The following is a 25,572-nucleotide window of genomic DNA, read 5'->3' as shown; positions in this document are numbered from 1 at the left end:
GAATAGGATGTTAGACTTTGGAGTTCGATTTATTCAAGATGGTTCGACCTGGATGATCCTGGACAAAGCGGAGGGGCTAAAGGCCAATGATATGGCGAGACTCGAGGTGAAAATGATCCAGTCATCGACGATTCCGCAATTCGTTCCGCTGAACATGCATGAGCTGGATCTTCAGATCCAATTGCGATACAACATCTCTGGCAAAAGAATGCTGTCGCAATGTCTTCGTAGCGAGAAGCTGTCTCTTACGACGTACTATACGATTCTCATGCAACTCGTAACGATACTAGACGATAGTCGGCGGTATATGCTGCGTCCGGAACAATACATCCTTCATGCCGATTATATGTTCGTCGAAGGATCGTTGGATATGGGCTCGTTATGGTTGTGTTATGTTCCAACGCAGGGTGCGGTCCAGACAGATTCGTTACAGCATCGATTAGGCAGTATGTTGACTTTGTTCATGGCCTCAGTTGCTGAATTAACCGGTAAGGGGATTCAACAGCTGATTCATTATTGTCATGAAGATCACTTTAGTCTCCAAGGATTAAAGACGCTTCTGTTGCAGCTGCTGGCTAATGAGGATGGAGGAACAGATATACCGAGGTCTAGACAAGACAATAAATCGCATGCTCAACGGACCCCCGCTCTTCCACCGGATGAGTTCGTTCCTGTTAGAGAACCGGTTCAACCCAAAGGAAACACTGTGCAGACATCGAGTGTGGACACTTACAATCAAGCGATCATTTCTGATGATCAAGCACGAGAGCAAGCAACAGTTACAGCCACACAACCATCTTCGTCGAAACATACAATTTATATCATTGGCGGAGCACTTTTGATTATCGTAATGCTATGGAAGTTTCTTTATTCGGCCTATGCGTCTGTACAGGGAATGTTCTATATCACCGTTGGGATCACGGTTCTTATTGGGGACATCGCCTTTCTTGCTTGGAGAGGGTATCGGCCTTCGTGGCTGTTCAAGGGTCCGACTCCTCTCGGAGTAGAGGCAGGGATGAGAAGCAGCAGTGAATTACATGCGAAGTCGCCGCGGTGGAATGAGCCAGAGTCAGATCATGATGCGTCAGGACTATTGTTTCAAGCACCTGCATTTACGGCGGATCGATTGACTAGCGGACTGCGAACTGCAGAGCAGGAAGCGAGGTCGCTCATGGGTCGGCAGCCAGAGGATCATCGATTCCATTCAATTAGTACTGTCACTCCACCAGTGAACCGGGGTATCCATCAAGAAGCAACCGTGATGCTGAATGGCGGACAGACTGAAGTGTTGGTCGCATCTGTCGCGCAGCAGCATCCCGTCTTAGAGCGGAGTATTCCAGGTGGCGGTGAGAAGGAACGTATTGCTGTGAACCAGACTCACTTTATTATTGGACGGAGTGAGGATGTTGCCCATTATCTCGATACATCGGCAGGGGTATCACGCTCCCATGCCGAGATTATTCGTACAGAGGAAGGGTATCAGTTAAAAGATCTCGGATCCAAAAACGGCACCCGGCTTCTCGAGGAAGCTATGGTGCCGTATACGCCTTATCCGCTGAAGGATGGGGATCGATTCATGATTGCGCAGTCTGAATATGTGTTTCGTTTAACTTAATAGGATTTATCATTCTTCAATGCAGTGAGTGCTGTATCTAACGTCGGATACCGAAATTCGAATCCCTGCTGAATGGCTACATTCGGCAGCACTTGCTGACCTTCAAGCAAGAGAATGGAGAGCTCTCCGAATAAGGTCTTGAAGAGGATCGAAGGAACAGGAAACCAATGCGGCCGATGATAGATCTTACCGAGAATGCGTCCGAATTCATCATTGCGAACAGGCGTTGGAGCCGTTGCATTGACTGGCCCTTTCACCGTCTCATGACGGATGCAGAAGTCGATTAATCGCACCATATCTTCGAGATGAATCCACGAGAACCATTGTCGACCGCCGCCTACACGGCCGCCTGCGCCGAGCAGATAAGGCAGCTTCATAAGCGGGTAAGCCCCGCCATGATTCCCCAGTACTAATCCAACACGCAGCTTCACGAGACGATCAACAGGAATGGCATCTGCAGCCTGTTCCCATTGTTCTACCACTTCGGCCAGGAAATCGGTTGTATGGTGAGGACTCGTCTCGTCGAAGCACTCCACTTCGGATGTGCCATGAATCGAAATCCCAGAAGCATTCACGACGACCAATGGCTTAGGATCGAGTGATCGGACTAGCTTAGCGACTCGTGCGGCAGCCTGCAAGCGAGACTGTAAGATCCGATCCTTCGCGCTTGCAGTCCAGCGTTGGTTGATCGATTCACCCGTGAGATTCACGATCGCTCCCGTCCCGGAGATAAGCTGAGGATCTGTTTCGAGCTGTTCCCATGTGACATAACGAACGTGTGGGTTGGCTTTGTCTCGATCAGGTATCCGTCTCGTAATAATAATGACTTCATCCTTTTGGTTCAGCCAGAAGGACGTCAATGCCGTTCCAATGAATCCCGTTCCCCCGCAAATGGCAATTTTCATCGTCTTACCACACCCCATCCATTCTCATTTGTTCAATAGATGCTTATATGGTTGATAGTCGATTTGATGTTTCTCTAGGAAAGAAATTAAGCTGCGATAGTCGCGCTTCGGTGTTGCTTCAATATATCCTTGGATGCAATGATCGCGTGTCACTTCGGAAGCGCCGCTCTCGACAGCAATCTGACCAATCTTCGCTGCAATGGTATGCTTCGCAATATCGCGAAATGCCTTCGGTACAGGCGATACCAGCAGTTCGAGGAAAGTCTTGGACTCTTCCGTCCAGAGATGGCGGCTCGCATCGACCCAGTGATTTTGCCAATCTAATTTTGATTTCCCATCTTGCTTCGGGAGGACCTTAAAGAATTTGCGGAACATGAAAAATCCGCCGATCGACATAAAGAAAATAAGCACAAATGTCCAGAGTGCGATAAATCGCATATAGCCCGTACCTGGCATATTGTCTGCTGCAGCGAAAAATATTGTAGATTGAACCACCATTGTCACCCCATAGTTATGTAAATGCACTGCATTGCCCCGAAATAGAGCAATATTGGATATTAAGAATTATAACGTATTTCTAGCTTTATGACGATATTCAAGGTAAAATAAGGGTTGATTATTTGGAAAAGGAGCATGAATTATGTTGAAAATCGGATCACACGTTTCATTTTCGGACAAAGGCTTGCTAACGGCAGCTAAAGAAGCGATTTCATACGGCTCAAATACATTCATGATATATACAGGCGCACCGCAGAATACACGCCGCAAAGCGATCGATTCGCTATATATTGCTGAAGGCAGAGATCTTATGGGGCAGCATGGCATTGATGAGATTGTCGTGCATGCGCCATATATTATTAACCTGGGTTCCTACAAGCCTGACACGTTCGAGCTTGCCGTGAACTTCTTGCAGGAAGAAATTCGTCGTACGCAAGCGATTGGCGTGCGCAATATCGTTCTCCATCCAGGGGCCTATACCGAAAAAGATCCAGAGTACGGGATTAACCGTATTGCGGAAGGACTAAATGAAGTGCTTCGCGGAACGAAAGAGCTGGATGTGAACATTGCCCTTGAGACGATGGCTGGTAAAGGTACCGAAATCGGACGCAGCTTCGAGGAAATTGCATCGATCATCGAGAAGGTTGAAGACAATCATCGCTTGACGGTTTGTATGGATACATGCCATATTCACGATGCGGGTTACGATATCGTTAATGATCTAGACGGCGTTCTTACGAAATTTGACCAAGTTGTTGGTCTTGATCGTATTGCCGTTGTGCATATGAATGATAGTAAGAATCCGACAGGCGCAGGGAAAGATAGACATGCTCCTGTCGGTGCTGGATGGATTGGTCATGAAGCGATGAAGCGTGTCATTACGCATGAAGGGCTTGCTGGAAGACCATTTATCTTGGAGACGCCTTGGATCGGTAAAGACGACAAGAAGCAACGTCCGATGTATGAAGCGGAAATTGCACTTCTTCGCGGTGACGCTGGAGAGCGCTTTGGACAAGCTTATCTAGCGGATGTAGAGCGACTACACGCTTTCTTCGATCAACAAGAAGTAGATTCGCGTCAGTTTATATTGTCGGTATGGACGACGTTGAAGAATGATGCCAAAGCGAAGAAGGCAGATCCTCGCGAGCCGATGGATCGTCTCTATGACATGATCGCGGAGGCGAATGTATTCCCTGAGCTGAGTGAAGAGGCAATCAATCAGCGGATTATGGGATGGTTTGCGGGTAAACAACTTATTAAATAGAAACAGAGGGTAGAGAGATGGACAAACAGAATCGAGCAAGAATGCTTATTTCATGCCCGGATCAGGCTGGAATTGTAGCAACGGTATCACATTTTCTTTTTGATCATGGCGCGAATATCGTACAATCGGATCAATACACGATGGACCCTGAAGGCGGTATGTTCTTCATGCGCATCGAATTTGATCTACAGCAGCTTAGCGATTTATTGCCGAAGCTGAAACAAGATTTCGCAGAGGTTGCGAGCAAGTTCCAGATGAAGTGGGGAATTCATGAAGTAAGCAAGCGTAAGAGCCTTGCTATTTTCGTATCCAAGGAAGATCACTGCCTTGTGGAATTGCTCTGGCAATGGCAAGCAGGGGATTTGGATGCGGATATCGCTATGGTCGTCAGCAATCATGATGATATGCGCGAATATGTGGAGCAGTTCGGTATTCCGTACCACCACATTCCAGTGACGAAGGACAATAAAGCTGAGGCAGAACGTCAACAGCTTGCTGTCGTAGACGGTAAAGTCGACGTTATTATTCTTGCGAGATATATGCAGATCATCTCGCCGAAGTTTATAGAACATTACCGGAACCGAATTATTAACATCCATCACTCGTTCTTACCTGCGTTTGTTGGCGGTAAGCCTTATGCGCAAGCCTATACACGCGGCGTTAAAATTATCGGCGCAACGGCTCACTACGTGACGGAAGAGCTTGACGGCGGCCCGATCATTGAGCAGGACGTGCAGCGTGTAAGCCATAGTGATGATGTGGACGATCTGAAGCGCATCGGGCGCACGATTGAACGTGTTGTTCTTGCACGTGCCGTTCATTGGCACATTGAAGACCGCGTCTTGGTACATCAGAATAAAACGGTTGTTTTCAACTAGAGAGTTGACATGGAATCCCCTCAATTTTGAGGGGATTTTTTTCAAAAAGTGGATATGATAAAAAGGGCCAATGGGGAGATTTTCCTTGTGTAGAAATTGAGGATTGGAATGTAGTGGGGTTACGTGTTACAATAGTAGCAATGTAATATACTCAATTTGATATTATTAAAAGTAATGAATGGAGGAATCACAACATGACAGCGAGCAACAAGTCTGTAGAACAGTTATCCATCGATACAATTCGTACATTAGCGATCGATGCGATCGAGAAAGCCAATTCAGGTCACCCAGGTATGCCAATGGGTGCAGCACCAATGGGGTATGAATTATTCGCGAAAGTGATGAACCATAACCCGGAGAACCCAACTTGGATAGACCGCGACCGTTTCGTTCTATCTGCAGGACACGGTTCCATGCTATTGTACAGCTTGCTTCACTTGAGCGGCTATGATCTTCCTCTCGAAGAAATCAAAAATTTCCGTCAATGGGGAAGTTTGACACCAGGACATCCAGAGTATGGTCACACGGCAGGTGTTGACGCAACGACTGGACCACTGGGTCAAGGGATTGCGATGGCTGTAGGTATGGCGCTTGCTGAGACGCAACTTGGCGCAACATATAACAAAGATAAATTCAAAGTTGTGGACCACTTCACATTCGCTATCTGTGGAGACGGTGATTTGATGGAAGGCGTTTCGCATGAAGCAGCTTCCCTTGCAGGTCACTTGAAGCTCGGTAAATTAGTCGTTCTGTACGATTCCAATGATATTTCACTAGATGGTAAACTAGGGTTGTCGAACTCCGAACAAGCTCAAATGCGTTTCGAGGCTTATGGCTGGCAAGTGCTTCGCGTTGAAGACGGTAACGATCTGGCAGCGCTTGAAGCAGCAATCCAAGCTGCGCAGCAAGAGCTTAACAAACCGACGTTGATCGAAGTGAAAACCGTGATTGGTTACGGCAGTCCGAACAAACAAGGTAAAGGCGGCCACGGCGGTACGCACGGATCCCCACTTGGTGCTGACGAGACCAAATTAACGAAAGAATTCTACGGCTGGTCTTCCGAAGAGCCATTCTTCGTATCGCAAGAAGTACGCGCTCACTTCCAAGAAGTGAAAAATCGCGGAATTGCAGCGAACAAAGCATGGAATGAGCAATTCGAAGCATACAAAGCAGCTTACCCTGAACTTGCAAAGCAATTCGAGCAAGCGGTTAATGGCGAGCTTCCTGAAGGTTGGGATAGCGACCTTCCGAAATATACAGCAGCAGACAAAGCATTATCGACACGTGTTGCTTCCGGTAATGCATTGAACGGTCTTGCACCGAACGTGCCCAACTTGATGGGCGGTTCTGCAGACCTAGAGAGCTCCACGATGACACATCTGAAAGGGATCGACGTCTACAATGCAGAGAACTATGCAGGACGTAATATCTACTTTGGTGTTCGTGAGTTCGGGATGGCGACAGCAATTAACGGTATGATGCTGCATGGCGGTGTTCGCGTATACGGCGGTACATTCTTCGTATTTACAGATTACCTGCGTCCGGCTGTTCGTCTGTCCGCATTGATGGGACTTCCAGTGGTGTATGTCTTGACGCATGATTCCATTGCCGTAGGTGAAGATGGTCCTACGCATGAGCCGATCGAACAATTGGCTTCGCTTCGTATTATCCCGAACTTGACGGTTCTTCGCCCGGCAGATGGCAACGAGACGTCGGCAGCTTGGGCATATGCGATTGAGAACCGTAAGAATCCAGTAGCGCTCGTGTTGACGCGTCAGAACTTGCCAATCTTGGAGACAACGGCTGATTTGTCCCGTGAAGGCATCAAGAAAGGTGCTTATGTGGTATCCGATGCGAACGGTACGCCGCAAGCTCAAATCATCGCAACGGGTTCTGAGGTTCAACTGGCTGTTGCAGCACAAAAAGCATTGGCTGAAGAAGGCATTCAAGTACGTGTCATCAGTATGCCAAGCTGGGATCTATTCGACAAACAATCCAAAGAGTACAAGGATTCCGTTATCTTGCCAGGCGTTAAAGCACGTCTTGCGATCGAGATGGCACATCCAATGGGTTGGGAGAAATATGTCGGCGATCAAGGCGATATCCTAGGCATCTCCACATTCGGCGCTTCCGCTCCTGGCGATCGCGTGATCAAAGAATACGGCTTTACTGTTGAGAATGTTGTTAGCAAAGTAAAAGCATTGTTATAATTTGTGGTCCTGGGGAAGGGAAGAGAGACATGGCGGAGATTCAACAATTCGATAATGTAACTGCAGTCAAAAAAGCAAATATTTATTTCGATGGTAAGGTAACAAGCCGTACCGTATTGTTCGCAGACGGAACGAAGAAGACGCTTGGCATTATGCTGCCAGGGGATTACGAGTTCGGTACGGATTGTGTTGAAATTATGGAAATCCTTGCAGGGGATCTGAAAGTTCAACTACCTGGCCGGGAAGAGTGGATTCACATTCAAGGCGAAGGCGAGTTTACTGTTCCGGCGAACGCGAAATTCAAGCTGCAAATTGCTTCCGTTACGGACTATTGCTGCTCTTACATCACAGAATAACCACCGACATGTTTCATTGAATATGGAAAGGGTGGCTCGTCAGTCCATAGCAGGACCTTTGACGAGCCACCCTTTTCCCAATATGAAATATTGGTTAGTCACCAATTCGTTTGCCGATCCATTGTTCATACGCTTTGGCTACGGCGCTTAAGTCTTCCTCACCGAAGCCATGGGCTTGTCCCATTTGGAGCATGCTTTTCGCGGCTTCAAGCATCGGTGTCGGAAGCTGCATCTCATCCGTCAGCTGCGAAGATAGCTTCATATCTTTGAGCATGAGATTGAGCGAGAATTGGTTGCTGAAGTCATGTTCAATGATCTTGCGTCCCTTGAGCTCTGCCGCTTTACTGCCGGCGGAACCGGATTGAATGAGCTCCATGAAGTTATACATAGGCAGATTCGCTTTGGCTGCGATAGAGAAGCCTTCAACGAGGGCAACGTTGTTAATGCCGACAATGGTATTATGTGCGAGCTTAGCAATCGAACCGCTGCCGTTCTCACCCATGTATAGGAATTTCGTGCCTAGCGCTTCGAATACATCCATATGCTGCTGCATGACGGATTCTTCTCCGCCGATCATGAAGAGGAGGGTTCCGTTTACCGCGCCAGGCTTGCTGCCGGTTACCGGTGCATCCAGGAAGCTTACGCTTTGCGCAGCGAGATCCTTCGATAGGCGCTTCACGAGTGCAGGGGATAACGTGCTGCAATCGATAATTGTCAGATTGGCATGGAGGCCTGCGAAGATCCCATTTTCGCCGTAATAGACCTCTTCCGTTGCTTGATCGTTGCTGATGATGGAAATGAGAACATCTGATGCTTGCGCAGCTTCTGCTGGCGTATTTGCGACAGTTGCGCCGAGCGCACGTGATTCTTCTGTTTTGGATGCTGTACGATTATATACCGTTACGGCAAAACCTTTACTGAGTAGATTAGCGACCATCGGGGCACCCATTGTCCCGAGTCCAATAAAACCGATGTTTTTCATCAGGCTCACCTCGTCCTTACACATTGTAGTCAATAGCTTAGATCATTTTACCACAATAGTATTATAAAATTTCGATGGATACGAGTTTTGTCTACATTGGATAAAAGTTTGCAAGAAGTGTACCGTCTGAACTTGAATAATTGTCGTAAATCCAGTATCCTAATGCTAACCGATAATGTGACGGTTTAAAGGACGAAAGTTATAGAGATAAAAAAAAGAATGGCTAGGAGGAAATACCATGAGTAGAAAAATCCAGTTTGATTACAGCAAAGCAGCAGCATTCGTAGGGCAGCATGAAGTCGATTATTTCGCAGAACCGATTCGTCTTGCTCATGAACAGCTACATAATAAGTCCGGCGTAGGTTCCGACTTCCTAGGTTGGATCGACTTGCCATTTAACTATGATAAAGAAGAATTCGCGCGCATTAAGAAATCCGCAGAGCAAATTCAATCGAATTCCGAAGTGCTGGTTGTGATCGGTATCGGTGGATCTTACCTCGGAGCACGCGCGGCGATCGAAATGTTGTCGCACTCGTTCTACAATATGCTTCCAAAAGAAGAGCGCAAAACACCTGAGATTTACTTTGCAGGGAACAACATCAGCTCGAACTATGTGAATCATTTGATTCATTTGATCGGGGACCGTGACTTCTCCGTGAACGTGATCTCGAAATCCGGTACAACGACAGAGCCAGCGATTGCATTCCGTGTATTCCGTGCATTGCTCGAGAAGAAATACGGCAAAGAGGGCGCTCGCAAACGCATCTACGCAACAACGGACCAAGAAAAAGGTGCACTTAAGAAGCTATCGAACGAAGAAGGCTACGAGACATTCGTTATTCCTGATGATGTAGGTGGACGTTATTCCGTATTAACAGCAGTTGGCTTGCTTCCAATTGCAGTTGCAGGCATCAACATCGATGAAATGATGCAAGGTGCTGCAGATGCGGCCAAAGAATATAACAACCCGAACGTAGCAGAGAACCAAGCTTACCAATACGCTGCCGTTCGTAACGCATTATATCGTAAAGGCAAAGCGATCGAAATTCTCGTAAACTATGAGCCAGCGCTCCACTTTGTATCCGAGTGGTGGAAGCAATTGTACGGCGAGAGCGAAGGGAAAGACTACAAAGGGATCTATCCAGCATCCGTTGATTTCTCGACAGACCTTCACTCGATGGGACAATTCATTCAAGAAGGCTCCCGTAACTTATTCGAGACGATCATCCAAGTGGAAGAAGTGCCTTCGCACATTACAATTGAGAGCGATCCAGACGATTTGGACGGCTTGAACTTCCTAACAGGCAAGACGATGGATTTCGTGAACAAGAAAGCCTTCCAAGGCACGATGCTCGCGCACACGGACGGTCAAGTACCAAACTTGATCGTGACGATTCCGGATATGACACCTTATGCATTCGGGTCGCTCGTGTATTTCTTTGAAATTGCTTGTGGAATCAGCGGCTACTTGTCTGGCGTCAATCCATTTGACCAACCGGGTGTAGAAGCCTATAAGAAGAACATGTTTGCACTTCTTGGTAAGCCAGGATATGAAAAAGAAAAAGCGGAGCTCGAGTCGAGACTATCCGAATAATCTGTAGCCAGGCAGCAACCAGATATACAACATGTCAAGAAGCAGTTCACCGCGGGCGTTAGCGATAAGGTGGACTGCTTTCTTAGCAATAAGCAGAGGATGATCAGTCATGTTAGATCGTTATAAGACGGTTAGGGCGTTTGGCAGTAAGGAGATCGTCATTAAGAAGTCACGGTTCATCGGTTACGGCAGACCTGTAGCAACAGAAGATGAAGCGATTCGTTTTATTGATGAGATCAAGAAGTTGCACTGGAATGCCACACATAACTGTTCCGCCTATATGATCGGCGAACGTGATGAAATTCAGAAACAATCCGATGATGGCGAACCGAGCGGTACAGCCGGGAAGCCGATTCTGGAAGTAATCAAGAATCAAGGTTTGAAAAATGTTGCAATCGTCGTGACACGGTACTTCGGCGGTATCATGCTAGGTGCCGGCGGACTCGTCCGGGCATACACCGACGGCGCTGTCGCTGCCATTGAAGCAGCGGAGTCGATTACGAAGGTGCTGCATCAGGAAGTATTCGTGGAAGTGGAGTATACATGGCTCGGGAAGCTCGAGAATGAACTTCGAAACCGCGGCATGCGAATGGGCGAGACACAGTTCACAGATAAGGTTGTCTTACTTTGCCTGCCGGAAGCGAAGGACACGGATGCCTTCGTTGCTTGGATGACGGATTTAACGCAAGGTCAAGGATTGATAACGAATGGAGAACAGGTGTATTTCATCGAGGGAGAATAGGAGAAAAGGGTATGGCGAGAAGAGCAGTTGAGCAGGAGCTCACCCGGGAACGCATATTGGAAGTCGCTCGGCATTTATTCGTAACCAAAGGGTACCGTGCGATCTCGATGCGTAGTATCGGGCAGCAACTTGGTTACAGCCATGGGTCATTATATTATCATTTTAAAGAAAAAGCCGAATTGTTCTATGCGCTCGTCGTGGAGGATTTCAATGCACTGATCCGAGTCATGGAACGTGTCTACACCCATGCGCCAGGAGAAGGTATTGCCAAGCTAGAGCATGTCATGCTCGAGTTAATCCGGTTCGGTCTTGAGAAACCGCATCATTATGAGATTATGTTCCTAATGCGTGAAGAAGAAATGCTGGCTTATTGCAGAACGGAACAAGCTCGCAGTCTGGAATTGTTCTCTGTCATCGTTCGTCAAAGCATGGGACTCAAACATCCCGAGACGCTGAAGCTTACGCTCCCATTAACATTATTTTTATCCGTTCATGGATTCATCTCGTATTATATTCAGGATCGCGTCTCATTTGACGAAGTTAAGCCCGCGGCCTTATCCCACATTCAATCATTATTGAAAATCATTGAATCACCTGCGATTCAGCAATAGCAGCCGATTACCCGATAAGGGTGGTCGGCTTTTTTCATGCAATCCTTCAGATGCGCGCATTAGGCATTCACACATCATAAGGAAAACGAATAGAATGCATTAGAAAACCTGATAAACGGATATGTTATTTAGTCATTGACGTTATTCGGTAACAAATGGTAGAGTGTTCATAATACCAAGTAAATAAATAGGAATTATATGAACTTCGCTGCTTGAGGAGGATCTTCGCATGAATGGCATTTTGCGTCACAAAGGATGGAGCTGGGGATTTCGAAGTACAGTCATGCTGTATTTTATCGTATTAATTGCCCTGCCAATTATCGGTGTATACACCAAGTCATTCTCGCTCGGATGGAGCGCGTTCGCGGATAGCGTAAGTGATCCGCTTGCATGGAAGTCGATTCTGTTAACCTTGAAGCTGTCACTGATTGCAACGGCGATCAATATACTCATTGGCACGATGATCGCGTGGGTACTAAATCGCTATAAATTTATTGGTCGTACCTTCTTGAACAGCCTCGTGGATCTGCCCTTCGCCTTACCCACCGCTGTAGGTGGATTAATGATATTGCTGTTGCTTGGTCCGAACAGTTGGGTGGGCAATATCGCCGCACAATTAGGACTGCAGATCGTCTTCCATGAACCAGCCATTGTGATTGCGATGGTCTTCGTTACGTTTCCATTCGTCATTCGTGCGATTCAACCGCTGCTCGAAGAATTGGATAAATCAGAAGAAGAAGCTGCTTATTTATTGGGGGCTTCGAAGTTTCATGTGTTTCGTCGTGTCATTTTACCATCGATTCTTCCTGGTGTGTTAAGTGGAGCAATGCTTGCATTTTCGCGTGCGCTCGCAGAATTCGGTGCGGTAGTGCTTGTTGCAGGGAACATTCCCGGCAAAACGCTCATCGCGTCTGTATATATTTTTGGTGAAGTGGAGAGCGATAATCCGCAAGGTGCGGCAGCCGTATCGATTCTGCTATTGTCGTTATCGTTCCTCATTTTATGGCTTGTGAACTGGGTGCAGATGAGGAGGCATGCGAAGTGAGACGAATACTAATTGCATTAACGTATCTCGTATTCATCGTCTTATTGATTATCCCCCTCTTCAAAATAGGTACCGGTGCTTGGCAGGAAGGGCTTGATGGGCTTATTCATGCGATTACGCGTCCTGAAGCCGTTCATGCACTCATGATGACCGCTTGGATTGTCGTGGTCGTGACGGTGTTAAATACAATCTTTGGCGTTATGCTCGCAATGTATTTGGTTCGAGGAACTTGGATGGGTTCTCGGCTGAAGCAGTTCTTAAATAGCATTGTGGATCTACCTTTTGCTGTATCGCCGGTCATTGGAGGATTAATGATTGTGTTGATCCTCGGTCCGAGCACGACAATCGGGGCTTTCTTCGAATCGATCGGATTCAAAATTGTCTATGCATTCCCAGGGATGGTGCTCGCCACTTTATTCGTCACCTTCCCACTTATGGTGCGCGAAGTGATGCCTGTTCTGCAAGAAGTCGGCACACAGCAGGAGGAGGCCGCTTCGACGCTTGGCGCCTATGGGTGGACGACATTCTGGAAAGTGACATGGCCGCTTATTCGGTTCGGTGTGATCTATGGCGTCGTGCTGACGATTGCGCGTTCACTCGGGGAGTTCGGTGCGGTACTCGTCGTATCCGGCAACGTGATGAATAAGACGCAGACAGCGACGACGCTCGTCTATCAGGATGTAGAGAATTTCAATGTGGTGTCCGCGAATGGTGTGGCACTTGTGTTGGCTATATTCTCGGTGCTGCTGCTGTTATTTATGGAATGGGCCAAAAGAAGAAGGGGAGTGCATTAACGATGCATATTGAAGTGTCAGGGTTAAATAAACATTTCGGTCAATTTCATGCGGTGAAAGATGTAAGCTTCTCGATTGAGAAAGGGCATCTGATCGGGCTGCTCGGCCCAAGCGGCGGCGGGAAAACCTCGATATTGAGGATGCTGGCAGGGCTTGAGAGTCCGGATTCGGGGGATATCCTATTCCATGGACGTCGCGTCAATGATCTGCCTCCGCAGGAGCGTGGCATTGGGTTTGTTTTTCAGAACTATGCATTGTTCAAGCACATGACGGTCTATGACAATATTGCGTTCGGCCTGAAAATTAAGAAGCAATCGAAGCAGCAGATCAAGGCACGTGTAATGGAACTCGTCGAATTGACAGGGTTATCTGGATTCGAGCACCGTTATCCACATCAGTTATCGGGTGGACAGCGGCAGCGTGTCGCGTTCGCGCGGGCACTCGCACCTGAACCTCAGTTACTGCTGTTAGATGAGCCATTCGCAGCGATTGATGCGAAAATTCGGCAGGAGCTTCGTACCTGGCTGCGCGATCTGATTGAGCGTGTAGGTATTACTTCCATTTTCGTCACGCATGACCAAGATGAGGCGATTGAGGTTGCCGATGAGATTATGATTATTAGCCAGGGGCGGGTCGAGCAGAAGGGAACGCCTTGGGATATTTATAAGGCGCCGCAGACACCGTTCGTTGCGAGCTTTATCGGCGAGTCTTCGATTGTAGATAATATATCAGAATTAAAAGGCTTTGAGGATGCTGCGCATTGGCCAAGTACAAAGGCGTTGATTCGCCCGGAATATATCGAGATTGGCAGTCGGCATGAGTTCCCGATCGCTTCGGCGACGGAGCAGGGCCGAATTAAGCATATTCATTTCCGAGGCAGTGAATGGATGGTTGAAGTGGTCGTCGGTAAGCATACGTTAATTACGTATCGTTCCTTGGAGAAAGAAGTGCTGCATCCGGGGGATGAGATTCACGTGCTAATTCACAGGGCATATCTGTTCAATGATCATGACAGCTGGATGATGGAGAATCGGCTCAAGGTCGATCCAATGCCGGTCCATATCTAGATGAGATTTCAAATATAATCAAGAAAAGAGGAAATGTGATGCGATCGAAGCGTTTGCGCTCTGCGCTGGCCTTATTGTTAATGATCAGTCTACTCAGCGTAAGTATGACGGCTTGCGGGGGCGCATCACAACCTTCTGCTTCAACAGCTGGCGCATCGGATTCACAACCGAAGACGTCGTCAACGGGTCAAGAGGTGACATTGGTGATTGGTGCTTATAGTGTCGTGAAGGATGCACTTCAGGACATTTTACCGAAATTTCAGTCTTATTGGTTGGCGAAGACGGGGCAACGCGTGGAATTCCAAGAGTCCTATGAAGCTTCGGGTACACAGGCTAGGGCAATTGTCGGTGGCTTCGAGGCGGATGTTACCTTACTTGCGATGGAAGGCGATATCGATAAACTAACGAAGGCTAGCCTGATCACGCATGAGTGGAAGAAGAAAGCGAATCAAGGGATGATCACAGATTCGATTGTTGTCCTCGGCACACGTTCAGGCAACCCGCTCAGAATCAAGGATTGGGAAGATCTGATGAAGCCAGGCGTGAAGGTGCTCTACCCGAATCCGAAGACATCCGGCGGTGCGCAATGGGACATTAATGCGATTTATGGCGCAGGTCTCAAAGTGTCAGAAGCGAAGGGTGTGAAGGACCCTGCCATTGCCAAGCAGTATTTAGAACGAGTGCATCAGAATATTGAGTCGCTCGATAAGAGCGGGCGGGCATCGATGGCTGCGTTCGAATACGGTGTCGGGGATGTCATCGTGACATACGAGAATGAGCTGCTCGCACGCATTCAGCAAGGGAAGAAATACGATATCGTTGTTCCGACGAATACGATTCGGATCGAGAACCCAGCAGCGGTTGTCGATAAGAACGTAGATAAGCACGGTACGAGGGAAGTCGCCGAAGCGTTCATTGACTATCTCGTTCAAGATGAAGCGCAGAAGGCATTTGCGGATGCAGGATTTAGACCTGTAAATCCGAAAGTCTATGCGACAGTAAAAGATCACTATGCAACATCGCAAGGGCTTTTCGACATCCAGTATCTAGGTGGGTGGAAAGAAGTTCGAGAGAAGCTGTATTCGAAGCGCGGGGTATGGTATCAGGTGTTGGCAGGGATTTAAATTCCTTAACGAATTGAAGGACTCTTATCAGCGGGCATAAAGCTGTTCCTGGTAGGAGTCTTTTCGTATGACTAGGGTTACGGCCTAAAATCGGGTAAAATAGAAGAATGAAGCACAAAGAGAGGAGGGGGAATGATGGCAATTGCTGAAATTACGGTGATTCCCATTGGGACGGCAACGACAAGTCTTAGCGGGTACGTGGCAGATATGCAGCGAACCTTATCCTCAGTTGAAGGCATCAACTATGAGATGACGGCGATGGGGACGATCATCGAAGGTTCGATTGATCGACTGTTCGAGGCGATCCGAAGGCTGCATGAGTGTCCATTCCAAGCGGGAGCAGGACGTGTATCGACGGTGGTGAAGATCGATGACCGTAGAGATCAAGACAGCTCGGTGGCGCAGAAGCTTGAATCGGTGAGAGCGAAGCTGAATACCTAGGTTCGTGAAGATGTAGAATACGAAGAGACCCTTCCAAGGTTCAGATGAACCGGAAGGGTCTTTGCATATCTTTGGATGTTATTTGAATTGCTTCAAGAACTGAACCGCCTTCGCAATATCGGCCTCTGGATTCGTGCCTACCTCGCGTTCAATCGTCAAGTAGCCAGTATAGCCGATATCTTGCAGCGCTTGAATATAAGCAGGCCATGCGACTTTCCCCTCGCCAAGCGGCACTTCACGGAAGAATTGGCCGTCTGTAACCATCTTAGCCATCTTCTCATGATCAAGCGGTTCGAAACCAAGTGCCCCATAGATGACACGAGGATCAACTTCTTGCAAGCGAATACCGTCCTTCGCATGCGTATGCACGATGTAATCCTTCAGGTTGTGTACGCCCTCAACGGGGTCATCGCCTGTGACCATGACCATATTCGCAGGATCGAAGTTAACGGATAATCCGTTCGTGCTAAGCGTATTAAGGAAGTCACGCAAATGAGCGGAACGCTCAGGACCTGTCTCAATCGCGAAATATGCATTGACGCTCGTTGCATAACGGCTAAGCTCATCACAAGCTTGCTGCATGGCATGGTAGACTTCGCTGTTCGTATCGTCAGGCACAATTCCGATATGTGTCGTTACGACATTCGTTCCGAGCTCTACAGCCAGGTCAAGAATTCGTTTGGACTTCTCGATTTTCCATGCATTTTCATTCTTGTCTTGGAATCCATGACCGCCAAGGTCGCCGACAAGGGCGGAGATTTCAAGACCAAGTGACGCGATATATTCTTTCAGCTCTTTACGCTGTGCAGTGGATAGATTGTCGGGATCCATCTCACCTTTGACCGCATAGATTTGTACGCCGTCTGCGCCTACATTTTTAGCTTTAATGAGGCCTTCACGTACGCCCACCTGGAAGCTATCGACGATAACGCCGATTTTATTTGGAATTCCCATCTCGATTCTCTCCTTCATTCGTTATTCGTAGATTCCTGCGCTTATACTTCATCCCAGATACGACGGATGTTCTCAAGGCCAATCTCCGAAGCTAGGCGGCATTCTTCCATGCCTTCGAATTCGAGCGAGAGGTAACCATCATAGCCGGATTGCTTCACAACGCGCAGTACTTCACGCATCTTGATGTCGCCATGTCCTGCGATCGCTCCGCGTAAGTAGTTGCCGGAAGACGTCGGGAACCAGCCTCTGCCAGGATTCTGTCCTGCTGGACGCAGGTAGAAGTCTTTAATGTGAACCATCGATGCAATGCCGATATTCTTCTTCGTCGCAACAACAGATTCTTCGTCGGAGCACATGAAGTTCCCGATATCGAGCGTCGTGCGGTAGTTCGGACGATCAACTGCATGCACGAGCGCTTGCACGCGATCTGCGTTCTGAATGTAGTAGCCGTGGTTCTCTACGCTTGTCGTGATGCCGTATTGCGCGGCATGATCCGCGATGCGGCGGCATGCGTCAGCAAGCTTCGGCAGATCGCTATTAAAGTTATTGATGGAAATGTCGCTGCGGCTCGCAACGTCGTGGCGCATCAGCTTCACGCCGAGCGCGGCTGCGTTATCGACTTCTTTCATGACGCGGGCGATTTCTGCCTCATAGGATGCTTCGTCTTCCGTAATGAAGTTCGCGCCAATCGCGTAGTTTGAGATTTCGATGCCTTTCGCCTCCGCCGTTTGACGGATCACATCGATTAGCTCTGGGTTCTTGTTCAGATCGAATCCGAGCGGAACGATCTCGATATGTTCAGCGCCATGATCTGCCGCCCATTCAATGGCCTCTGGAAATGTCAATTGGCCAGACTCCATGGCTTGATATAGACTATATGAACTTAATCCGAGTTTCATCTCGTACACATCCTTTTATTAGTTATGATGCTATTCGTCAAAGATGACTTTTTGAACTACCTCTAAAAGTGGATTTCTTCGCCTTTTTCAGCAGATTCATAGATACCACGTAGGATTTTCATAATCTCAACGCCATCTTCAACCGGGCTGATCGGCTCTTCACCCGTCTTCACGCAGCGGATGAAGTTATCGATCTCCGATTGGAACGCGCGTCCGAAGTCGAAGCTAGCTGCGTCTGTTTGCGGCTTGATATTAAGAATCGTGTCATATTTCTCTGTTGCAATATAAATTTCTGGATCGATTTCAAGGCCGCCCTTCGTTCCGAACAATTTCACAGTCGCTTCATCTTTTCTTGCATGCAGCGTAAAGCTCACATCAACGAGTAGGGAAGCACCATTTTCGAAGCGAATCAATGCGTTCGTCATATCTTCAACCGTATTCTTCTCTGCATCATAGTCTGCTGCTTGATAGAAGGAAAGGTTCTGAATGTTTGAACGGTTGCCCAGCTTGCGGTACGTATTACCACTTACGGATTTTACTTTTGGTCTGCCCATCATGTACCAGCACAAGTCGATGACGTGTACGCCGATATCGATAAGTGGTCCGCCGCCGGAACGCTCGATATCCGAGAACCAACCACCTGGGTTGCCAAGACGGCGAATGCTGGATGCTTTGGCATAGTAGATCTCACCAATATCGCCATTGTCGATAAATTTACGAAGCATTTGCGCGTTAGGATCGTAACGACGAACGACACCGACTTGAAGGATTTTGTTCGAAGAACGAACAACTTCTTGTAATTGAAGCGCTTCCTCAACGGTGCGGCATAATGGCTTCTCGACAAGAACATGCTTGCCTGCGCGAATCGCTGCAGCACTAATCTCTGCATGTGTGTTATTCCAAGTACAGATGCTGACAGCTTCAATTTCCGGGTTAGCTAGCAGCTCGTTATAGTCTGTATATATTTTCGAAGCACCGTATTTATTTGCTTTGTCTTGCGCTCTTTGTTCATTCAAATCACAAACCGCGTAAATCTCAACTTCTTTATTGCCTTTGTACGCATTAAAATGCGCCTCCGAGATGGAACCTGCACCAATGACACCAATTTTAATTGTAGACATAATATTTTTTGCTCCTCTCAATGATTTCATCTATTAATCTTTATGTCTGTATTATATTATTTAGAGGAAGGAACTCCATGAAAAGCATTGCTGATGTTTTGTATTATTGTGCTATTTGAGGTGAGGCAATTGGAAAAACTACAATCCCATCGTGAGCATATGGATATGCCCGATCCGCATTTTCCGCTCAAAATTCATCGAACGCGTTTTACCGAATATGGTATGACGTGTTTTCCGCATCATTGGCATGAACATATTGAATTCCTTGTCATTGTTGAGGGTGAGGCGATGATCGAATGCAACTCGGAACCGAGCTATGTGTCGGGCGGGGATTTAGTGGTTGTGAATAGTACGGATTTGCACCACGGCGTGAATCTATCGGATAATTTGTTCTATTTTACCGTGATTGCGGACCCGTCATTACTGCACAGTCAATCCGTGGATGCAGTGGAGACGAAGTACATTACGCCGATTACCCAGAATCAGATCTCGTTCCAGCATAAAATATCGCAGGATGCCGAGGTAAATGCCTGCCTGAAGAAGCTGATCGAAGAGTACGATGGCAGGGTGTTCGGCTATGAGCTCGCGGTAAAGTCAGAATTGTACCGTCTGCTTACAATCTTGCTGCGAAGATATGTGGCGCGGGTTCTGCCTGTGAACGAATATAAGACAAGGATCAAAAATCTAGAACGGTTCGATCCAATCCTACAATATATTGAGGAGAACTATGCGTCGAAAATGACCGTGGACGATCTAGCCAAGCAGGTCAATATGAGCCGATTCCATTTTAGCCGCCTGTTCAAGGAGCTAACCGGGAAGACGATTTCAGATTATATCAATCATGTGCGCATCAACAATTCGGAATATATGCTGCACAATACGTCGAAGAGTATTTCGGAGATCGCACTGGCTACAGGGTTTAACGATATTTATTATTTCAGCCGATTGTTTAAATCCTATAAAGGTGTCTCCCCTTCGCATGTGCGTCGTATGGAATTGCACTAAACAACCGCCAATATGGAGCTTTGCCTTCAATCGCATAAGAAAAAAGACGCCCGCATTATTGCTGTAGGCGTCTTATTTGTGTTTAGCATTTATTGCGAAGCGACAGTCACGGAATTGTGCAGACGCGGTCTGAAATGCGATGGTGCCGTTCCCGTCCATCTCCGAAATTGTCTAGAAAATTGACTCGTGGATTCGAAGCCGAGTTCTTCGGCGATTTGTTCAATCGATAAGTTGGAGTTAACCAATAAGTGCTTCGCTTTGTTCAAGATGAGTCGGCTAATATATTGACGCGGAGATTGCCCATACACTTTGGTGAAAATTTTGCTGCATTGGCTTCGACTGAGGCCCATACCGGATGCGATATCGCCGATCGTTCCTTTATAAAGCTGCTCTGTTCTTAGAATGTACTCCATCTCCCTGGCGATGGCCGTCTCGCTGCTCGTTGGGGTATAGGATGTAGGTCTGGCAGCGCTTTCGCCTGCAGATGCCGATAGCTGGGCTTGGATTTTCTGTGAGAACCGTTCGATCAGCTCCAGAATAAAAGCTTGAATATGCAGCTGTTGTATCGAGCCGCTAAGCTTATTGCCGGTATTCTGCGTCAGCGACAATATTGTCTCCTCCACGATGGCTAATTGCTGATCCATACTCGCGCCAATCTCCTCAGGCGTTAGGATCGTATAGTCGAATTGACACAGCGCAGCGCGCAGGATCGGATCGTCGAGGTCAAAATGGACGTTGAAATAACGATAAGGTTGATCGGCAAGATTCATCATCTCATGCGCAACGCCTGACTTGAAGAGCATCCATTCGCCGGCATGAAGGGTCGTCTCATCGTTCCCGATCATTTGGTAAGCTGAACCTTCCATACAATGTAGAATTTCGAACAAAAAATGGTGATGCCGTGCATAACGCCACCCGGGCGGTTTCGTTCCGAAGTGGCATCCGATAATCTGCATCGTGCTGGTCTGGTCCGGCAAATAGAGTTCCATGTTCGTCCTCTCCTCCGAAAAGAAGATTTGGGCTTGATATCATTTCAAGTATAATGATGCGGGAAAAAAAGGTCAAATAATGGGCGGGTTTGGCTATGTGGAGATCACGCGATTTCATTTAGTATGAGAGTATGCGTTTACAAATCATGAATATTGAGGTGGCATAATGGGAGAGTTTATCGTCAAAAAGAATGATTTTGTGCTAAACGGCGAACCGATTCGCCTTCTATCAGGAGCAATCCATTACTTCCGCGTCGTACCGGAATATTGGCGCGACCGGCTGCTTAAATTGAAAGCTTGTGGGTTCAATACGGTGGAGACTTACATTCCATGGAACTTCCATGAGCCGAAAAAAGGGGAATTCCGCTTCGATGGCATGGCGGATGTGGCAGGATTCATCCGCACGGCAGGCGAAATTGGGCTGCATGTGATCGTGCGTCCGAGTCCATATATTTGCGCTGAGTGGGAGTTCGGCGGATTGCCGGCATGGCTGCTTGCAGACCCAGGGATGAAAATCCGCTGCAATCACAAGCCTTTCCTAGATCACGTGGATGCGTACTATGATGCCTTGCTTCCGATCCTGAAGCCGCTTCTCATTACGAACGGCGGACCGATCATTGCGATGCAAATCGAAAATGAATATGGCAGCTACGGCAATGACACGTCTTATCTTGTACATCTACAACAATCGATGATTCAGCGCGGCATCGACGTGCTTCTCTTCACTTCTGACGGACCTGGTGATTTCATGCTTCAAGGGGGCATGGTTCCTGGCGTTCTTGAGACGGTTAACTTTGGATCACGGGCCAAAGAAGCCTTCGAGGAGCTTCGCCAGTATCAGCCGGAAGGGCCGTTGATGTGTATGGAATATTGGAACGGCTGGTTCGATCATTGGGGCGAGGAACATCATACACGTAATGCGGATGATGCTGCTGCGAATTTCGAAGAGATGTTGGCGCTTGGCGCATCTGTCAATTTCTATATGTTCCATGGCGGCACGAACTTTGGATTTACGAGCGGGGCAAACTGCGGCGACAAGTACGATCCTACAATTACGAGCTACGATTACGATGTGTCGCTGAACGAGTCCGGCGAACCGACGGAGAAATATTTCAAAGTCAGAGAAGTTGTCGGGAAGTATGTCGATCTTCCTGAGCTTGAACTGCCTGCGCCAATTGCGAAGGCGGCTTATGGCAAAGTTGCGATTCAAGAGACGGCTGGCTTCTTCGCGCAGTTGAACCGAATTTCGACGCCGATTCAGACCGCAGCGCCGGAGACGATGGAAGCGTTAGGTCAAAATGATGGCTTTATCGTCTACGAGACTTTCATTTCCGGGCCACGCGGCGAGAGCGAGCTCACGATTCAGGATTGTCATGACCGTGCGATTGTCTTCCTGGATGATCAATATATGGGCGTGATCGAGCGTTGGGATGCCTCGAAGAAAGTTGCCTTCTCGGTGCCTGCAGGCGGCGCGAAGCTGCGAATCATTCTTGAGAATATGGGCCGAATCAATTATGGCCCGTACATGATGGACCGTAAGGGGATCACGGAAGGCGTACGCCACGGTTACCAATTCCTGTTCGGATGGACGACTTATTGCTTACCGCTCGATAATGCAGAAGGAATTGCCTATAGAACCGAGTCGTTATCGAATGAACCAACCTTCCATCGTGCAGTCCTGAACATTGAAGGCGCGCCAGCCGATACGTTCTTGCAGATGGAAGACTGGAAGAAAGGCGTCGTGTATGTGAATGGCTTCAACATCGGACGCTACTGGAATCGCGGACCGCAGCAGACGCTCTATATCCCGGCTCCGCTATTGCGTCAAGGCGAGAATGAAATCGTGGTGCTTGAGCTTCACCCTTCCGGACAATCCGAACTTGAGTTCACAGATCAGCCTATTTTAGCATCGACGAAAAATTAATTTTTACGAAGCGCTTCCAGCCCTGTCAGTAACGGGCGAGAGGCGCTTCGCTGCGTCTTGGGAACGATTTGGAGTAGTGCGAATAGTCACAGTGAAAATCTATATCTCGTAGTAAAATCCGTAAATATCAACTATATCTTGTAGGGATAAGGACGGAGACTATGAAATCACATCATTTAGATAACCATTTTGAGGCTATTTTCGGGGAGGAGAATAGCGATATTTTGCAGGAGAATGCGAATATGGATGGACGCTCTCCAATGGGGCAGATGGCGAAGCTCGCTTCCGAGAGCAGTAAATGGTATATGAAACAGCATCTATTATCTGTAGAAGCACATGCGATGGTGGATGAGAATCTACTCTATGTCCATGATGCGGACTTCATGGCGACCGGAACGACGACATGTTGTCAAATCCCACTCGGGCAGTTATTGGCTTCGGGATTCAATACAGGACATGGGCATATGCGTTCACCGCGGGACATTAAGAGTGCGATGGCACTATCTTCGATCATTCTCCAATCGAATCAAAATATGCAGCATGGGGGACAAGCCTATCCGATGTTCGATTATGATCTGGCGCCATATATAACGCGAACCTATGAACGGAATCTCGCACGAATTCAGAGCTATCCGACGACTTTTACAATAGAGCAGTGCGAGGAACAGGCGTGGCTGGAGACGGAACGAGATACGTATCAAGCATGTGAAGCTTTCGTACATAATGCGAATAGCATGCATTCGCGTGGGGGTGGACAAGTGCCGTTCATTTCGGTCAATTATGGCACCGATATATCGCGAGAAGGGCGTATGCTGACGCGAAGCTTGCTGCGCGCAACCAAGGCAGGACTAGGACACGGTGAGACGCCGATTTTCCCGATTCAGGTGTTCAAGGTCAAAGAAGGCGTCAATTTCAATCCCGGTGATCCGAACTATGATCTGTATCAACTGGCGTTGGAGACGACGAGTGAGCGGTTATTCCCGAATTTTAGCTTCCTCGACGCACCGTTCAATGCGCAATATCTGAATGGAACGCCGGAAAGTGAAGTGGCTTACATGGGATGCCGTACCCGGGTGATGGGGAACCTCCATGGCGAAGAGAACAGCATCGGACGGGGAAATCTCTCGTTCTCAACGGTGAATTTGGTTCGTCTCGCGCTCCTCAGTACGGATCTGGAAGATTTCTGGCGCCGACTGGACCAAGTAATGCAAGTCGGGGTTGAACAGCTCTATGACCGCTATCTCTATCAATGCAAGAAAAAAGCGGTGAACTTCCGCTTCCTATATGCCCAAGGCGTCTGGCGCGGTGGGGAGCAGCTCCAAATGGATGATACGCTGGAGCAAGTGCTCAAGCAAGGGACATTGAGCTTAGGATTCATTGGACTGGCGGAGGCGCTCGTTGCGCTGTGCGGACGGCATCATGGCGAGAGTGATGAAGCATGGGAGCTGGGACTTACGATCGTGCGCTATATGCGTGAGAAGATGGATCAAGCGATGGAGCAATATCAGTTGAATTATTCGCTTCTTGCGACGCCTGCAGAAGGCTTGTCCGGGAAGTTCGTCGGACAGGATCGGGAACAATTTGGCGAGCTGACAGGCATTACTGATCGGTCGTATTACACGAACAGCTTCCATGTACCGGTCTATTATAAGTTGAAGGCAGTCGATAAAATCCGCAAAGAGTCGCCGTTCCATGCCGCATGCAATGCAGGGCATATTACGTATGTGGAATGCGACGGGTCGCTGCGACACAATACCGCTGCTATTGATGCGCTCGTGCGTACGATGCACCGGGAAGGGATTGGCTATGGATCGATTAATCATCCGGTCGATCGCTGCAAACAATGTGGATATTCGGGAATCATTCATGAAGCATGCCCATCTTGCGGAGCGAAAGATGAAGCGGACATTGAACGGATTCGCCGCATTACGGGGTACCTGGTCGGGGCCTTGTCCCGCTGGAATTCAGCCAAGAAGGCGGAAGAGTCGGACCGGGTGAAGCATACATGAAAATGATGAATATCATTCATGATTCTGTCGTGGATGGTGAAGGATTGCGGACGGTGCTGTTCTTCGCAGGCTGTCCGCATCATTGTCGTGGATGTCATAACCCCCAGAGCTGGCGAATGACGAATGGAACGGAAATGACGATTGCGGAAGCTGCCGATGAGATTGCGAGCAATCCGATATCGGATGTGACCTTCTCAGGGGGCGATCCGTTCGCGCAAGCCGAGGAAGCTTATCTGCTAGCACGCGAAGTGAAACGAATGGGCAAGAACTTATGGGTCTACACGGGCTACACGTTAGAGCAGCTGCTTGAGCATGGAACGGCCGAACAGCGATTGCTCTTAGAGGAATGCGATATGCTGGTAGATGGTCCTTTTGTGCTCGCGGAGCGGGATATCACGCTTGCTTTTCGGGGGAGTTGGAATCAGAGACTGCTCTCAAAAGCAGTGTTGATGGATGCGATTCGAGGGTAAATAAAATAAGAAGCCCTCCCGTGTCAGCAACATCTCAGTGTTGCGACAACGGGAGGGCTTTATCCTGTGTACTAG

The 25,572-nt window shown here is 48.1% G+C and carries 24 protein-coding genes; 17 read left to right on the top strand and 7 right to left on the bottom strand.

What is annotated here, in order from left to right; genetic code table 11:
• The first annotated feature begins 7 nt into the window (after nucleotides 1-7).
• The gene (locus ACFQZR_RS24610) at nucleotides 8-1,615 is read left to right on the top strand and encodes a DUF6382 and FHA domain-containing protein (protein ID WP_379350809.1); all 1,608 of its coding nucleotides are present in this window, start codon (nucleotides 8-10) and stop codon (nucleotides 1,613-1,615) included.
• Here ACFQZR_RS24610 and ACFQZR_RS24605 read toward each other — a convergent pair.
• Complete coding sequence (locus tag ACFQZR_RS24605) at nucleotides 1,612-2,520, bottom strand: TIGR01777 family oxidoreductase (protein ID WP_379350807.1); 909 nt, start codon at nucleotides 2,518-2,520, stop codon at nucleotides 1,612-1,614. The genes ACFQZR_RS24610 and ACFQZR_RS24605 overlap by 4 nt on opposite strands.
• Before the next feature lie 24 nt (nucleotides 2,521-2,544).
• On the bottom strand, nucleotides 2,545-3,018 hold the full coding sequence (locus ACFQZR_RS24600; RefSeq protein WP_018756407.1) for a DUF2621 domain-containing protein: 474 nt from the start codon (nucleotides 3,016-3,018) through the stop codon (nucleotides 2,545-2,547).
• Between the two features lie 142 nt (nucleotides 3,019-3,160).
• Between ACFQZR_RS24600 and ACFQZR_RS24595 the strand changes: the two genes are divergently transcribed.
• From ACFQZR_RS24595 to ppnP, 4 genes are all read left to right on the top strand, one after another.
• On the top strand, nucleotides 3,161-4,282 hold the full coding sequence (locus ACFQZR_RS24595; RefSeq protein WP_379350804.1) for a deoxyribonuclease IV: 1,122 nt from the start codon (nucleotides 3,161-3,163) through the stop codon (nucleotides 4,280-4,282).
• Nucleotides 4,283-4,299: 17 nt separating this feature from the next.
• Nucleotides 4,300-5,160 carry a formyltetrahydrofolate deformylase gene (purU, locus tag ACFQZR_RS24590; protein ID WP_379350802.1) on the top strand — a complete coding sequence of 287 codons (861 nt, stop codon included), beginning with the start codon at nucleotides 4,300-4,302 and terminating at the stop codon, nucleotides 5,158-5,160.
• Between the two features lie 194 nt (nucleotides 5,161-5,354).
• Nucleotides 5,355-7,370, top strand: coding sequence for a transketolase (gene tkt, locus ACFQZR_RS24585; RefSeq protein ID WP_379350800.1), 2,016 nt, complete (start codon nucleotides 5,355-5,357; stop codon nucleotides 7,368-7,370).
• A 38-nt stretch (nucleotides 7,371-7,408) separates the two neighbouring features.
• Nucleotides 7,409-7,726: a pyrimidine/purine nucleoside phosphorylase gene (ppnP, locus tag ACFQZR_RS24580; RefSeq protein WP_379350997.1), complete on the top strand. Its 318-nt coding sequence runs from the start codon at nucleotides 7,409-7,411 to the stop codon at nucleotides 7,724-7,726.
• Between the two features lie 94 nt (nucleotides 7,727-7,820).
• Here ppnP and ACFQZR_RS24575 read toward each other — a convergent pair whose 3' ends face one another.
• The gene (locus ACFQZR_RS24575) at nucleotides 7,821-8,708 is read right to left on the bottom strand and encodes an NAD(P)-dependent oxidoreductase (protein WP_379350798.1); all 888 of its coding nucleotides are present in this window, start codon (nucleotides 8,706-8,708) and stop codon (nucleotides 7,821-7,823) included.
• Nucleotides 8,709-8,946: 238 nt separating this feature from the next.
• Here ACFQZR_RS24575 and ACFQZR_RS24570 point away from each other — a divergent pair, with 238 nt between their 5' ends.
• From ACFQZR_RS24570 to ACFQZR_RS24535, 8 genes are all read left to right on the top strand, one after another.
• On the top strand, nucleotides 8,947-10,302 hold the full coding sequence (locus tag ACFQZR_RS24570) for a glucose-6-phosphate isomerase (protein ID WP_379350796.1): 1,356 nt from the start codon (nucleotides 8,947-8,949) through the stop codon (nucleotides 10,300-10,302).
• A 109-nt stretch (nucleotides 10,303-10,411) separates the two neighbouring features.
• The gene (locus tag ACFQZR_RS24565; protein ID WP_018756400.1) at nucleotides 10,412-11,044 is read left to right on the top strand and encodes a YigZ family protein; all 633 of its coding nucleotides are present in this window, start codon (nucleotides 10,412-10,414) and stop codon (nucleotides 11,042-11,044) included.
• An 11-nt stretch (nucleotides 11,045-11,055) separates the two neighbouring features.
• Nucleotides 11,056-11,655, top strand: a complete 600-nt coding sequence (locus tag ACFQZR_RS24560) for a TetR/AcrR family transcriptional regulator (RefSeq protein WP_379350793.1) — start codon at nucleotides 11,056-11,058, stop codon at nucleotides 11,653-11,655.
• A 229-nt stretch (nucleotides 11,656-11,884) separates the two neighbouring features.
• On the top strand, nucleotides 11,885-12,700 hold the full coding sequence (cysT, locus tag ACFQZR_RS24555; protein ID WP_379350791.1) for a sulfate ABC transporter permease subunit CysT: 816 nt from the start codon (nucleotides 11,885-11,887) through the stop codon (nucleotides 12,698-12,700).
• On the top strand, nucleotides 12,697-13,494 hold the full coding sequence (locus ACFQZR_RS24550) for a sulfate ABC transporter permease subunit (RefSeq protein WP_379350789.1): 798 nt from the start codon (nucleotides 12,697-12,699) through the stop codon (nucleotides 13,492-13,494). The genes cysT and ACFQZR_RS24550 overlap by 4 nt, the downstream gene beginning before the upstream one ends.
• 2 nt (nucleotides 13,495-13,496) lie before the next feature.
• Entirely contained in the window at nucleotides 13,497-14,561 is a 1,065-nt protein-coding gene (locus ACFQZR_RS24545; protein WP_379350787.1) for a sulfate/molybdate ABC transporter ATP-binding protein, read from the top strand.
• Between the two features lie 38 nt (nucleotides 14,562-14,599).
• Nucleotides 14,600-15,685 carry a sulfate ABC transporter substrate-binding protein gene (locus tag ACFQZR_RS24540; protein ID WP_379350785.1) on the top strand — a complete coding sequence of 362 codons (1,086 nt, stop codon included), beginning with the start codon at nucleotides 14,600-14,602 and terminating at the stop codon, nucleotides 15,683-15,685.
• 135 nt (nucleotides 15,686-15,820) lie between these two features.
• On the top strand, nucleotides 15,821-16,126 hold the full coding sequence (locus tag ACFQZR_RS24535; protein WP_379350995.1) for an MTH1187 family thiamine-binding protein: 306 nt from the start codon (nucleotides 15,821-15,823) through the stop codon (nucleotides 16,124-16,126).
• 78 nt (nucleotides 16,127-16,204) lie between these two features.
• Here ACFQZR_RS24535 and ACFQZR_RS24530 read toward each other — a convergent pair whose 3' ends face one another.
• From ACFQZR_RS24530 to ACFQZR_RS24520, 3 genes are all read right to left on the bottom strand, one after another.
• Complete coding sequence (locus tag ACFQZR_RS24530; RefSeq protein ID WP_018756393.1) at nucleotides 16,205-17,080, bottom strand: sugar phosphate isomerase/epimerase family protein; 876 nt, start codon at nucleotides 17,078-17,080, stop codon at nucleotides 16,205-16,207.
• A gap of 41 nt (nucleotides 17,081-17,121) precedes the next feature.
• On the bottom strand, nucleotides 17,122-17,979 hold the full coding sequence (locus ACFQZR_RS24525) for a sugar phosphate isomerase/epimerase family protein (RefSeq protein WP_379350782.1): 858 nt from the start codon (nucleotides 17,977-17,979) through the stop codon (nucleotides 17,122-17,124).
• Nucleotides 17,980-18,041: 62 nt separating this feature from the next.
• Nucleotides 18,042-19,100 carry a Gfo/Idh/MocA family protein gene (locus ACFQZR_RS24520; protein ID WP_379350780.1) on the bottom strand — a complete coding sequence of 353 codons (1,059 nt, stop codon included), beginning with the start codon at nucleotides 19,098-19,100 and terminating at the stop codon, nucleotides 18,042-18,044.
• A gap of 129 nt (nucleotides 19,101-19,229) precedes the next feature.
• Here ACFQZR_RS24520 and ACFQZR_RS24515 point away from each other — a divergent pair, with 129 nt between their 5' ends.
• Nucleotides 19,230-20,105: an AraC family transcriptional regulator gene (locus tag ACFQZR_RS24515; protein WP_483874916.1), complete on the top strand. Its 876-nt coding sequence runs from the start codon at nucleotides 19,230-19,232 to the stop codon at nucleotides 20,103-20,105.
• A gap of 89 nt (nucleotides 20,106-20,194) precedes the next feature.
• Here ACFQZR_RS24515 and ACFQZR_RS24510 read toward each other — a convergent pair whose 3' ends face one another.
• Complete coding sequence (locus ACFQZR_RS24510) at nucleotides 20,195-21,094, bottom strand: helix-turn-helix domain-containing protein (RefSeq protein WP_379350778.1); 900 nt, start codon at nucleotides 21,092-21,094, stop codon at nucleotides 20,195-20,197.
• Between the two features lie 166 nt (nucleotides 21,095-21,260).
• On the opposite strand from ACFQZR_RS24510, the gene ACFQZR_RS24505 reads away from it, so the two are divergent.
• The 3 genes from ACFQZR_RS24505 to nrdG all read left to right on the top strand — a co-directional run bounded on the left by ACFQZR_RS24505 (nucleotide 21,261) and on the right by nrdG (nucleotide 25,497).
• Nucleotides 21,261-23,018: a glycoside hydrolase family 35 protein gene (locus tag ACFQZR_RS24505; RefSeq protein WP_379350776.1), complete on the top strand. Its 1,758-nt coding sequence runs from the start codon at nucleotides 21,261-21,263 to the stop codon at nucleotides 23,016-23,018.
• Nucleotides 23,019-23,179: 161 nt separating this feature from the next.
• On the top strand, nucleotides 23,180-25,027 hold the full coding sequence (locus ACFQZR_RS24500; protein WP_379350774.1) for an anaerobic ribonucleoside triphosphate reductase: 1,848 nt from the start codon (nucleotides 23,180-23,182) through the stop codon (nucleotides 25,025-25,027).
• A complete protein-coding gene (gene nrdG / locus ACFQZR_RS24495; protein WP_379350771.1) occupies nucleotides 25,024-25,497 on the top strand; it encodes an anaerobic ribonucleoside-triphosphate reductase activating protein in 474 nt (157 codons plus the stop codon). The genes ACFQZR_RS24500 and nrdG overlap by 4 nt, the downstream gene beginning before the upstream one ends.
• Nucleotides 25,498-25,572 lie beyond the last annotated feature (75 nt).

This window comes from Paenibacillus sp. GCM10027629 (assembly GCF_042676425.1).
In the GTDB taxonomy this organism is placed as follows: domain Bacteria; phylum Bacillota; class Bacilli; order Paenibacillales; family Paenibacillaceae; genus Paenibacillus_K; species Paenibacillus_K terrigena.
The sequence above is the reverse complement of the archived record's forward strand: the minus strand, read 5'-3'. Positions and strand labels throughout refer to the sequence as shown.